Origin of the sequence: Okeania sp. KiyG1 (assembly GCF_014132355.1) — a bacterium.
Taxonomy (GTDB): domain Bacteria; phylum Cyanobacteriota; class Cyanobacteriia; order Cyanobacteriales; family Microcoleaceae; genus Okeania.
This window is the reverse complement of sequence record NZ_BLZO01000023.1, coordinates 1-13,149: the sequence shown is the minus strand read 5'-3', so window position 1 is coordinate 13,149 and position 13,149 is coordinate 1. Positions and strand designations below refer to the sequence as shown.

Genomic DNA, 13,149 nt, shown 5'->3' with positions numbered 1-13,149 from the left:
CGACAAGTCTAATTAATTATTGAGAGGAAAATTATATGGCTACTTACAAAGTTACTCTAATTAATGAAGCAGAAGGAATCAATCAAACTATTGATTGTCCAGATGATACCTATATCCTTGATGCTGCTGAAGAAGCAGGTCTTGACCTACCTTACTCCTGTCGTGCTGGTGCTTGTTCCACCTGTGGCGGTAAGGTAGAAGGTAACGCAGATGATGTAATAGATCAAAGTGATGGCTCCTTCTTGATGACGATCAGATCGCAGAAGGATATGTGCTAACTTGTGTTGCTTATCCTAAAAAAGACTGCACTGTGATGACTCACCAAGAAGAGGCACTTGTGTAGTTGAGGATTTTTTGATTGTTTATAGTTAACTAGCTATTAGCTTTTCCGTTCCGGAATGCTCCGCAAACAGCATTTAGCTATCACCTAAAAATCCAAGGGTTTAACAAGCTATCAGTCGGCGGGTTCGGTGTCCCCACGCTTAGGGTGAAAAAGCTCGTGGTGTGAGTGTTATGGGGGTAGGGTACCCCATTTTATGCTTTGAGAGCTGACCGCTGACCGCTGAGGTGCTGACTGCTATTTGAAGTCCCCCACTATATTTGAAAAATTAGTGGTGTGTGTTAATGGGAGTTTGTAGACGCGGAGCGGCTTCTCTTGAGTATCCCCCATTATAGAACCCTGAGTGGTATCTATTTAAAAATAGAGGAGGAGATGGGGGATGGGGGGATGGGGAGATGGGGAGATGGGGGGATGGGGGGATGGGGAGATGGGGAGATGGGGATGGGGAGATGGGGAGATGAGAGTATTTTTCTACCTGCAAGGGAAGCTAGCAGGTGTGCTATTGGGCGACGCGGGGTCCCATCCGCTGGCCTCCCCTATTCTCGTTCCTGAATTTCCACTGGCTCGCTCAGACTGAGGACGGAAGCCAAAAGCACATACCGCGTCTAAAGATCCACTCAGGGGTTCTATATACGCAACTAGAAGCTGTTAACGTTTGCGTAGCATGACCTAGGAAAGTTACTCCGCAGGAGGATAGTTGACTGCTATTTCAACCGAACAACTAACTAACTAACTAGGGTTTGCGCTCATAAAGTCTTTTTTAGTAGAGGTCGGAGACAACCCACCCCTCGCCCCTCCCCTCCCAACTCACTTCCCTAACCCTCCCAGGAGGGGAGGGGAAGACAGGAGAAATCGGAATTTACAGGAGGTAGAATCTAAGTTTTGTCCCTTAATTTTTCTGCCCAAATCTTGACCAAAATCCGCTCCTAATTGAACAATTACCACTTAAAACCTCGAACTTTTTGATACTTAAAAAGGCGCTTACCTTTATCTATAAAGACTTTGAGATTTAATCAGCAAGCCCTAACTTTAACGAAGTCAGAAGTTAGAAGTCAGTAGGGGCGATTCGCGAATCGCCCGTACAGAAGTTATTTTTGTAACGGGGATTTGAGCAACTCTCCAAAAATATTACGCTTTAAAAGGCGGGGTTTTAGACCCATATTATTTTGATAAACGAAGGCAGAAGACAGCTATGCTGAGGGGAGAAGGAACAATTGCTTGGGGTTTGTAGACAGGAAGTGGCCTGTCGTTATCCATAAGCAATTTTCCCTTTCGGTCCGGAATGCTGCGCAAACAGCTCCCGCTGCCTTCTTCAATTTTGTCCAAAAGTGACCGACTCGCTGAGAGATTGGATTTCTGTTCCAGGAAAATAAAAATCGAGAATACGACCGCTACTCCAACCTAACTCAGCTAACTTAATAGAACCTTTCTGAGAAAAGCCAACACCATGTCCAAATCCTCCTCCAACAAAACTATAGCCCCACAAAGTTTGATCGGGTTTGTATATAGGGTCTAAATAAAATAGCGTACTCCAAGGTACCCAAAAGGCATTTTGTACTTCGTCCTTATTTAACTCTATAGTCCCTTTATCAGTTTCCACAGTCATTTTCAGGACACGACCAGCAAGCGATCGCTCTGTCACTGCCACATTTTTTACAGTTTCAATTTGAGCAAAAGGACTTTTTTTCTCTCGAAAATAACTCTTCAAATAGCTAACTATACCAGGCAAACTCACTACCTCCCGCCAACGAAACTCTATCCAACCTTCTTCATTAAATCCTTTTTGAAGACTCATAAATTTACGAAAATTTTGTTCATCAGCTAAACTATTTGTAGATAAATCCCAGATATTATTAGCTGAATCAACTACAGGTCGTAAATATGGACGTTCAGTCCCATTCCATAGATCGTTAAAATCTGCTGTCACACCGCCACTAACAGCAAAATAAACAGCATCTATCAATTCATCTTCATAAGTCAGGACTTTTCCTCTAGTTGCTGCTACTGCTTCATCTGTTTCTGGGTATACATCTAATCCTTTGTAGACTTGACAGTGAGTATTAGCACACAACTCATAATTATCTGCTACAAACCTGTGCAAATTTCGTAGTGCATAAGTTCTAGCTAAAATTGCTTGAGCTTCTAGGGATGCTTTTGGTGGCCAAGCTCCTAATTCGTGGGGTACTACTCCTCGAATATAAGTTTCTATTGGGACATTATTTACTAATGTGTAGCTGCCATAAGCATTCGGTTGTAGTTTGAGTGAACCACCATAACGTCGTTCTTCTGGTGTTGCTGTGTCTTGGTTAAATTGATTATTGACGGTAATTATATCTTTTCCTGCCGTAATATCTAATTCATGGCGATGATAAGTATAGCCATTCATTTCCCAGTAAGCTGTGGGTCGTTGTTTGAGAACTTCCAAATCGAGATATACATCTGTATTACTATGAGCTTGTAGACTTTCTAGTAACCAACGTCGCAATAAAGGAGTTTTATAAACTTCTCTTTTTGCCCAAACTTTCCATCTTCCGGGTTGGGTTACTTCTACTTCTATTCCCTTATCTTTCCATAATTCAGCATCTTCTTCAGCATTTTCATAACTGCGGTGACTGCTGAGAACTAACCGCTCTTTTAATAATGCTTTTTCTAGCGGTCTCATCTTAATTTTTAGCTCAACTTTTTCCGTAGTAAGAGTTTCTTCTCCTGCTGGAGTTTTAAAGCTTAAAGTTAATTTATCTCCAGGAGTAGCGCTCAGAGTAATTTTATCTGTGGGTTTAGTACCAAATCGTTGTATAACTCCTATTTTGAGCAATTTATTCGATTCTTCTAAAGCTGCTGCTGGTATTTTATATAATCCTAGCAGTAAGGTTGTTATCAATATTGTACTCGGAATTAATTTGTGAATTAAATATTTTTATGTATCTTAGTCTGCAATTTTATTTACCTCTACAGTGTTTATTTTCTAGTTTTTGTAGCTGAAAATAGCTAGATTTAAAAAAACTATAATTGTAAGCATTCAGCCGTCAGCTAGCCTCCTGTGGTCGGAACTGCGGACTTCAGTCAGCCTCCTAGGTCGGAACTGCAGACTTCAGCTATTGCTTTTAGTTTTAGATAAAAGATTGACTAATTGAGTCAGAATTTATACTTACTATCAAAACTGGCTTGAAAGTATATATTCATTAAAAACTCGTCCGTAAGCATTCAGCGGTCAGCTATTAGCTATCAGCTTTATTAGTTTTAAGGGAGCAAAAAGTAATTGAGAGACTTCAAATAATTAAAAGTATGGGTAAAAGTCCATTAGTCAACCTTAATAGTCTATCAAACCACATAGTTCATTAAAAAGCTGTTTGCGTAGCATTCCGCAGGAAGAGCTGACCGCTAGTAGCTGAATGCTTACACTCGTCCTTTTGCTGAGAGCTGACAGCTAATAGCTGTTTGCGCAGCATTCCGCAGGAAATGCTTACCTATAATTTAATTATTTTGAGCGATTATCAAGCTTAATAATCAGTCAAATATTTTTGAATTTTTATGGTTTAAACTATAGGATAAATGCACAATTATCATGAATAAAAATACTTTTTAGGTAGATATTACTTTTTTCCCTCTCCTCTCCTCATAGGAAGATACTTTTTAACGAAATCAGAAGTTACAGCAGATTCGGTCGTATATGAAGTCCAGATATTAACAAAGGAAGTTCTACAGTGTAGGCATCTTGCCCACTATGGGCGTACCTCACCCCTGATGGAATATGTTGTATTTTTGTAACAGAGATTTTGAATAGCCCTCCAAAAATATTTTGCCTTAAAAAGTGGTTTTATAACAGGTCTCTTTGAATAACCACGATAAAAAATTTAGGGAGCAGGGAGTAAGTAAGAGGGAGCAGGGGAAATATGAAAAAATATTCTCGCACTTGAGAAAAGAACGTTTTTATTATGTATGGCTAATTTCAGACAACGCCATTATTAATTATTAATTATTAATTATTAATTGTTGACAATACCCCTTTTTATATCGAAGTAGCTATGAGTATAATTGACAATTATCTCTACTCTTTTATTTTAATATCAGGTGAAATGAATCAGTCTTTTCCAAAAAACTATGCCTCCCAGTTACAAAACTTTATGGATAAAGCAAGTATTTCTAGCTTTAAAGAATTAAGTCAAAAAGCAGGAGTTTCAGAATTGCAGGTTATTAGGTTGCGACGTGGGTTAGGGTCACAAATGCGAGTAGATATTTTACTCAAAATTAGTCAAGCATTAGGAATCACGTTAACAGAATTATTAGATAATTTTGCCCCCGAACTTGTCAAAAAATCAGTATCAACTTCCACATCAAAATTAGAAAAAGAATATCGCAATCTTCAGGCAAACTTAGAGCAACAAAAACAATTTTTAACACAAGAGTTTCAGCAGTCTAGCTTGCAAATTTTAGAATCTTGGTTACAACAATGGCCTACTGTTGTATATAAAGTCAAAGAAAATCCTCGTTTAGCAGCAATAAAGATATTACCTTTGTTACGTCCATTAGAGCAATTGCTCCAACAATGGAATGTAGAATCTATTGTTCCTGTGGGAGCCGAAGTTCCTTTTGACCCTCAGTTACATCAACTAATGGAAGGATCTGCCCAAGAGGGAGAATTGGTAAAAGTTCGTTATACTGGCTATCGGCAGGGGGATAAACTACTATTCCGTGCCAAAGTTAGTCCTATCAATTCAATCAAATAACAGAAAAGCTTATACCCTAATTGGTTTTGATTTACTTATCAATAGACTTGGAGTTAATCTCAGTAATGGGGTATACTAGCCTAGGTTTGTAAATAGTTAGAGTCATAGCTTCTAGAAAATATGAGTACTGTGGTTAAGTATATTCAACCTAATGGCATTTTAGACGGCACTAAGGCTACTGCATTTCGCCAAGAAATTAGCGAGCAAGTTGAAGCTGGAGCAGATATTATTTTGATAGATTTTAAAGATGTAACTTTTATGGATAGCTCTGGTTTAGGTGCTTTAGTTTTAGCGCTTAAAACTGTTAGAGCTGCTGGAAGTCAATTAGTTGTATGTTCTATTAATGAACAAGTTAGAATTCTGTTTGAATTAACAAGCATGGACCGAGTTTTTGAAATATTTCCTAACCGAGAGGATTTTGATAAAGCCCATGTTGAACCTAATACAAATCTTCAGCCTCAAAGCAAAAACTAAGGTGTTTAATTAATTTTTGAGCTAGTACCTCAGATTTTAGATTCCAGTATTTTAAGTGGTAGATTAAATCTTCTTCCATTAGTTCCCGATTGATGTAAAATTTCTTTCAAATATTTTCTATTCCCAAGAGGGTACATCTAACTAAAAATGATCGGGAAGAAATTTTTAATTTCAGATAAAATCTAGAATTTTTTACTAAAGAAAATCAAATTCAAACTTTGTAACAAAGCTTCAGTTTATTTGGAGCTTAGTGTCATGTTTAATATAGATTAAAGTCAAAATCAATCGATCTTAATCAGAGCAGATTTAGAAAACATTGTAGGGACGTTCTATGGAACGTTCCTACTAAATGAAAAACGCTGTAAAGCCTTCTTCCTTCTTCCCTCTTCCCTCTTCCCTCTTCCCTCTTGCTTCTTCCTTTATCTGATTAAGCTTCTTTAATAAACCTAATTATTTCCTGCACATGATTAAGAAATTGCCCGTCTGTTGAAAGTTGAGATATTGCCTTTTCAAAATTTCTAGCTAACTGATGATGTTCTGCTTGATTTGTATTTCTTAAATCTTCTATTGTCACTGCTAAACGACTTAATTCTTTTCTTGTTATTTCGGAGTGTTGTTGTTGTTTCGATATCAAAGATTCTGGATTTTCAATACTTAGTTGTGCTGCTAGATTTTCAACAGTTTTTTCAATATTTTCCAAGCGACTTCTAAGTTCAATAATATCTGCACGAGGATGCAATAATTCTCGGCGAATCATCGATAACCGTACAACTAAATATTGATATAAACGTATAGCTGGACGCAAAATAGTTAACAATAAAGCTGCACCAGAACTGATATAACCAACTACACTAATACCAGTAATAGCTAAAACATAAAGCCCAACTGTAGAAAGAAAATGTAAGGCCAAAGCTATCCACAAAGAAAAACGCGCTAACTTAGCAACATAATCAACTTGTTGAGCATCGATTGTTATACCTTTTTGCTTTGACTCAGCAGCTTCAGCTAATACCTCTTTAGCTTCAAAATGAATATTCCAGGGAACCGTAACAATTAACAATAACCACCAAAAACAAGCACCCCCAATTACCCAATCTAAAAAACTACCAACCGAAATATGTAGCCATTGCAAAATACCAAATGTCAAAAGTAATATTAAAGTTAGTCCAACAGTAAAGCTAGCAAAATTTCCAGAAGTTTTCATTCTTCTACTTCCTGTAATTATGGATATCTTTATGATGGTTGAGCTTCCCGGAGAAAAATATTTGAAATGTCAGGACTTACGCAGAGACTCTACATACAGGGAGGGCGCCATTCGGAGCTTTGCGGAACGCAAATGCCATTTGCTTCGCATAACTATCGTTAACGCCCCTACAGATGGTGTGTGATTTGATATGCCTGCGTAAGTCATGATTTGACAGTTATACAAATGGTTAGGGTATAAATATTATTTCTGATTATAGTATAAGTTTTTAGCTAGAGCGTCAAGAAGCATCACACCATAATTGAAAATTTGGGCGTTGCTGAATTGAAGTATGAGTGTGCGATTGTTTGGTTCTGGTAAAGCCCCCTAAATCCCCCAATTTTGGGGGAATTTTAGAGTTTTATTCCCCCCAATTTTGGCTTGCTCGGGGGCAAAATCATGCCCAGAATCAGCAACGCCAAAATTTGGTGTGAGATGAATCGACGATAAATTAATGGGACATCTAGTCCCATTAATTTACAAATTTTATGTTATGATAGACTCAAAATGGTTTGAGTTAACAACCGCCAGTGATGAACCATGAAAATAAAATAAGATATGGGGTTATATCCCATCCATCCTAGTAATCCGTTGGGAATGTAAAATCTTATTGTGGCGCTAGGTGAGCAGCTTTTTTATTTGCAAAAAGGGCGGCGGCGCATCCCGTCCTTAGAGCTTCGTTGAGTCCCACGCAATGGCAGGACTATGAAGCGAGAGAGCTTACGCTATACCTTTGGGGTTAGCGTGGTAGTATGTCACAGGTATAGCATTTCTCTTGACTACTCCCCGGACTCAAGTCACGGGGATTCTAAGTAGATACTACGCAACAAGATAAATCTGTGTTGCTTCATCTATTCTTAGCTGACCAAAGATATATTCTTTGGGGACAATTTCCGTGGTGCCCCTACACAGTCAGCTAAGTCCAATGCCTAGCGTTCTGCTAACTTTTTGTTGGTAATATTAGCACAGGACAACTAAAGTTGTCTAGTCTAAACTACTCCCTTGTTTTCATCCCCCGGTTAAAACACCGGAGCCTTCAACGTCGCTTTTCGGTAAAGATGAGGTACATTTACGATCTTATCCCCCTTAAAACCCACATTCCGCACCACAAAATGTAGCATAAAAACATAAGTCATGCATCGAGTGCTAATTGGCGAGGTTTCCTACGGGGCGTCTACTGTGCAGAAGTAATTCCGCACACAGCCCCTCCAGAATGTAAGACGCATATCTGACAGTCAAAAGTCAAAAGTAAGAAGTAAGAAGTAAGAAGAAAATTATAGTGGTCAATAGGAGTCAAGGATTCAGTAAGTATTTATGCTGGCATAAGTAATCTGAGAATTTGATTCCCGATCGAGGTAAATGAAGATAATTTATATAGTATAAATATCTAAGCAAGCTACGGATTTTATACTAATTTTCATGCTTAGTAATTAGCAGGACTTACGCATAACCACCACATATAGTAGGGGCGTTAACGATAGTTATGCGCAAGCTTTCGGCCGTTTGCTAACGCAAAGCTCCGAATGGCGTTCCTACAGATGGTGTATAATTTTATATTTTGCGTAAGTCCTGATTAGATAATAATAATTTTCCCACAAAACTAAACTAAAAATATTAGCTGAAGAGAAAATTGATCTCAATAAATATCTGGCGATCGTCAAAAATCAAATCAATTATCGCGTAAAAATCATCAATTCTTTCCACCTACTCCCTGCTCCCTCTTTTCCGGAGAGGTCTAATATTGAATATGGATAAGTGTTCAAGAATTTAGAATTTAGAATTTAGAATTTAGAATTACCTCTTCTTTTCAAGGAGAGGATTGGGTTAAAAGGAATTTCTTTCTTCTCTTGGTCGATTGGATATGGCGAGGAGACCCGAAGAGTGACAGAGCCGCTCCGCTTTATCTGTTGCGGAGCAAAACGCCATCCCACCCTACGGGAAGCTCCGCTACGACCGCTTTTTCTCCATGAATGGAGAGGCTTTATACCTTAATTTTCGGTAAAATGATTGAGGTTATCAGTAAAATCTTACTCTAAAATTTATGAATTTAGTAATACAATTGAAAAACCAATCTCTCCGTTTTTTTGCAGTAACTCTACTTGCGATCGTAGGTGCTTGTGGCAATAATGAAACAATAACTTCCACTACCGAAACATCTCCACAAGCAAACGAAGAAGATACTGAGAACAGAGAATATGTTCTAGTTGATGGTTCAAGTACAATTTTTCCGCTCTCGGATACAATGGCTCAAAAATTTATGAATGATAATCCGGAAAATCAGATAATTGTGGGAATATCTAGTTCTGGAGCAGGACTAAAAAAGTTTTGTATTGGGGACACAGATATATCAAATGCTTCCCGTCCCATTAAAAAGTCTGAAATTGACCTCTGTAAGGCAAATGGAATAGAATTTGTTGAAATTCCTATTGCTTTCGATGGTATTTCTATAATTGCTAATCGCGACAATGATTGGGCAGACTGCCTGACCCTAAAAGAGTTAACAAAAATTTGGCAACCTGATGATGGCGATGGGGAAAAAATAACCAATTGGAAGCAAATTCGTGATGAATTTCCTGAAGAACCTCTGAGTCTCTATGCTCCCGATCCCGAATCTGGTACTTATGATTACTTTACTGATGCTGTTAATGGGGAAGAAGGTAAAAGTCGCAAAGACTATAAGGCCAGTGAAGATGATGATATCATTATTCAGGGTATAGAATCTGACTGGGGTAGTTTGGGTTTCCTCGGTTTTACCTACTATGAAGAAAATAAGGATGCTTTGAAACTAATTACTATTGATAATGATACTGGTCAATGTGTGGAGCCAAGCAGTGAAACTATAGCTAACGGTACTTATGCTCCACTATCTCGTCCATTATTTTTATATGTGAGCAAGAATTCCCTAGAAAAAATACCCCTGGTTAAAGCTTTTGTTGATTATCAAATAGATGTTGCGAATCAAGAGGTAATTTCAGAAGTGGGATATGTACCTTTACCCGGATTTTTGCAAGGGAAAATAACGGAGCGTTTTGAAGAGCTGACTACTGGCTCAGTTTTTGAGGGAGAATCTGCAGTAGGGGTTAAACTGATTGATAAACTTCTCTCTGAAAAAGAAAAAGAGAAAATTGGTGGTAGTTGATTGAATTGAGTTGACAAATAGACATCTCCTCCAAAAGAGGGAATAGGGAATAGGGAATAGGGAACCCACCCTCGCCCTCCCCTCCTGGGAGGGGAGTAATTGATAATTTCTGTACGATAATTGATTTTATTTTTGATTTTTGGAGATGTCTAATAGACATCTCCTCCAAAAGAGGGAGTAGGGAGTAGGCAGAAAGAATTAATGTATCTAGTACGATAATTAATTTTATTTTTGGCGTTGCACAGTGACGTTAGAACGGGAGCAAGATGCTCCCACTAGCTATACCATTACAATACACCATTACCGAAAAATTCAGGTATAAAGCCTCTCCATTCATGGAGAAAAAGGGACAATTCTTCCAACTACATCCTCTTTCATTAATTGATAATTGATAATGGATAATTGATAATTACCTCTGGTTAAAACCGAGAGGATTGAATATAAGGAAATATTATTTCTTCTCTTGGTCGATTGGATATGGCGAGGGGACCGCTCTTATCAGAGCCGCTCCGCTTTTAGCGCAGCTTTGCGATAGCAAACGCCATCCCTCGACCGCTTTTTCCCCTTAAAAGGGGAGGCTTTAAACCATAATTATTTAATTACTAATTATTAATAATTAATAATTCGGTAATTCCCATTTATCCTGACTCGGTCCTTCCTCCTGGGAGGGGCAGGGGTGGGTTGGGAGGGGCAGGGGTGGGTTGGGAGGGGCAGGGGTAGGGGTGGTTTGACTCCTACCCTCACCCACAGGACTTACGCAGAGACTCTACTTATGGGGAGGGCGAATGCCATTTGCGCTCCGCAAAGCTCCGAATTGCGCCCCTACAAATAGTGGTTTAAAGGTCAATTTGCGTAAGTCCTGACCCATAAGACTTTTTCAGCAAACCCTAAATAAATACCAAAATAGTGATTAGTAGTAAAATTTTCATCATACTCGGCCAATAAAGCGCCTTAAAAATAAAGTTATCTTTATACTTAAAAATCTTAAGATCGGGCTTCAAACTCCAGAGAATAAAGTTCAAAGTTACCAAGAAAATGTATAAATAAACAACAAAGTAAAAATACTCTAAGTAGACAATACCTTTAGTAATAATTTGTTGTCTAACTGTCACCTGATCCAAAATAACAATAAATACAAAACCAGCAGCAGCTCCCAAAACTTCCATTGTTTGTTCTTTGTCACAAGTCAGTAGCACTGCAAATAACAAAGTCAAAACTACAATCATTGGTCCTAGTTTAGAAATAAACAGACCTAAGAAAGACCTTTGTAAAATAACAGTAAATTGAAGTTCTGGAAAATTAGTTTTTGGAGCAGAATCTAGCAAACCAAAATTAGTATTGTATGTCTTAAATACATACTCGAAAAAACTATCTCTGAGATACCATTCTCCGAGTACCATTTCTCGATCTACCCCTGGTGTGGTTCGTGGGTTAATTACACTGTAACTACTTAAACTAGGAGCAAGAATCACCCTACGACTTAAGTTTCCATTATTGAAATCTTGATGCAAAATCCGAATTTTCAAATCTTTATCATCAAAAGGATAATAATCAAAATTAAAATCCATCCGGAGAGTATAAGCAAAATACCAACCGATAACTTCTAAACCATCTTTTTTGTGTCGATAATCTTCTCTTAACTCATAATCACTATCTTCAATAGCATTAGCAAGTATAATGCCACGAGATAAATCATCATGTACACCATCTTGGTATTCTTGCCATATATAACCTGTAACAAAAGCATCTTTTGCACTGGTAAAATCAAATGATTGAATAAAAACTCCTGTAGGAACAATTAGGGGTGGTTTTTGATTTAATTCTTGACTCAACTCTATTTGAGGAGCCAATAATTGTGTTACCCCAGTATCACTGAGCAAAAGGTTTCGAGTTGCTGTATAAGTTCTTGCTCTCAAGACTAAGTTCCAAACAAAGCCAATATTTGCTATAAAGAATGTCGTAATTATAAATGATACTAATGCAATTCGTTTTACCCCTCCCAGGTAAGCTTGAAAGAGTAGAATTGAGAGAAAAACAGCAAACCAAAGATAGGCAATACTAAGACCAATTAGTTTACGTCTTGTGACTGCAGAATCTGGTAAAATTTCATCTTGAATAAATACTATTCCTACTACCCATCCATTCCGATTAGTTGTCCGCAAAAATAACCAAGAATTTTGACCTGTTACATCATCTGTTAAATTTGCTTCTACTGGTGTACCTTGAATAGCTCTAACAATTAATTCTCTGAGTTTTTCATCCTTATTTTCATAAGTAATATCAAAGACATTTGCTTGAGCTTTAAAAAGTTCTTCATTAGGGTGATAAAGGTAAGTTCCAGTTTTAGAAATGATAAATCCATAGCCAGTTCTACCCAAGTCTAGAGATTCCATCAACTGTCGAATTTGGCTTAATGAATATTCGCTATATACGATACCTCGTAGAGATTTCTCTGGAATATTTGGGTTATAAAAAGGAGTATAAAATCCGACTACTGGATCTCTGACTGTAGAAGTGTCACTCCACAAATATGGCTCTCCCCAATGTGGTCCTTTGTTCAGGGTATTATTGTACCAAGCATATTTGGGTTTAGTATAGTTAATTTCGGTTTCAAATAGTTCTATTTTTTCGTCTATTCTTGCATAGTATGGTGCATATAACTTGACATCCGGTTGATAAGCAAAGGGTTGATAAGCAACGCCAATATCTAAAAGTTCCGTATTTGCCTCAATTTCTGATTTAAGTCGCTCCAATAATTCCCCATCACTTAATTGACCAGAACTAAGGGCGTTAGCTACAGAAATAGCTGATTTTTGGGCAAAATATAGTTGCCGATCGATTTCTAAAGCAACTCTAGCTGTTTCCCTTTGAGCTTGCTGTTTAGCATTATCAAATCTCTCTTTTTGTTCTAGGGTGTACAATAAAGACCCAAATATAGCTAATGTTAAACTAACTCCACCAAGAATTAGTGAGGTGTAAAATGCGATTATTTGTGGCTTACTAGCATTATTAATAGTTAATGTTTTATGTAAAAAGTGGTAGATTTTTTGTTGGATTATTTTAGCTTTTTTTTGAGGTTTTTCTTTTCTTTTATGATGTCATTTTGAATGGTTTTATTGATCTTCATGATTTTGTTTTTCCTGTAGATTTTCGTACATAATAATATCTTGATTTTTGCTAAAAAAAGGAAAGCATTAATATTTTTTAGCTGGATAGATCGAAATTT

General features: G+C 37.6%; 7 protein-coding genes and 1 pseudogene. 5 read left to right on the top strand and 3 right to left on the bottom strand.

The genetic code is table 11. The features are described 5' to 3' along the window. Positions 1–35 precede the first annotated feature (35 nt). Both SAGCYANO_RS02385 and SAGCYANO_RS02380 read left to right on the top strand, forming a co-directional pair. Positions 36–343: pseudogene (locus SAGCYANO_RS02385) on the top strand (2Fe-2S iron-sulfur cluster-binding protein). Positions 344–719: 376 nt separating this feature from the next. Further along, complete coding sequence (locus SAGCYANO_RS02380; RefSeq protein ID WP_202218620.1) at positions 720–917, top strand: hypothetical protein; 198 nt, start codon at positions 720–722, stop codon at positions 915–917. A gap of 735 nt (positions 918–1,652) precedes the next feature. Here the strand turns inward: SAGCYANO_RS02380 and SAGCYANO_RS02375 are convergent. Then, complete coding sequence (locus tag SAGCYANO_RS02375; RefSeq protein ID WP_237395625.1) at positions 1,653–3,221, bottom strand: SpoIID/LytB domain-containing protein; 1,569 nt, start codon at positions 3,219–3,221, stop codon at positions 1,653–1,655. A gap of 1,195 nt (positions 3,222–4,416) precedes the next feature. Between SAGCYANO_RS02375 and grpE the strand changes: the two genes are divergently transcribed. Together grpE and SAGCYANO_RS02365 are read left to right on the top strand one after the other, a co-directional pair. Next, on the top strand, positions 4,417–5,067 hold the full coding sequence (gene grpE, locus SAGCYANO_RS02370) for a nucleotide exchange factor GrpE (RefSeq protein ID WP_202218619.1): 651 nt from the start codon (positions 4,417–4,419) through the stop codon (positions 5,065–5,067). Between the two features lie 120 nt (positions 5,068–5,187). Then, positions 5,188–5,541, top strand: coding sequence for an STAS domain-containing protein (locus tag SAGCYANO_RS02365; protein ID WP_202218618.1), 354 nt, complete (start codon positions 5,188–5,190; stop codon positions 5,539–5,541). A gap of 427 nt (positions 5,542–5,968) precedes the next feature. On the opposite strand, the gene SAGCYANO_RS02360 is transcribed toward SAGCYANO_RS02365, so the two are convergent. Further along, positions 5,969–6,745 carry a hypothetical protein gene (locus tag SAGCYANO_RS02360; RefSeq protein ID WP_202218617.1) on the bottom strand — a complete coding sequence of 259 codons (777 nt, stop codon included), beginning with the start codon at positions 6,743–6,745 and terminating at the stop codon, positions 5,969–5,971. Positions 6,746–8,825: 2,080 nt separating this feature from the next. Here SAGCYANO_RS02360 and SAGCYANO_RS02355 point away from each other — a divergent pair. Further along, a complete protein-coding gene (locus SAGCYANO_RS02355; protein ID WP_202218616.1) occupies positions 8,826–9,923 on the top strand; it encodes a PstS family phosphate ABC transporter substrate-binding protein in 1,098 nt (365 codons plus the stop codon). An 887-nt stretch (positions 9,924–10,810) separates the two neighbouring features. On the opposite strand, the gene SAGCYANO_RS02350 is transcribed toward SAGCYANO_RS02355, so the two are convergent. Next, positions 10,811–12,844 carry a Cache 3/Cache 2 fusion domain-containing protein gene (locus tag SAGCYANO_RS02350; RefSeq protein WP_202218615.1) on the bottom strand — a complete coding sequence of 678 codons (2,034 nt, stop codon included), beginning with the start codon at positions 12,842–12,844 and terminating at the stop codon, positions 10,811–10,813. Positions 12,845–13,149 lie beyond the last annotated feature (305 nt).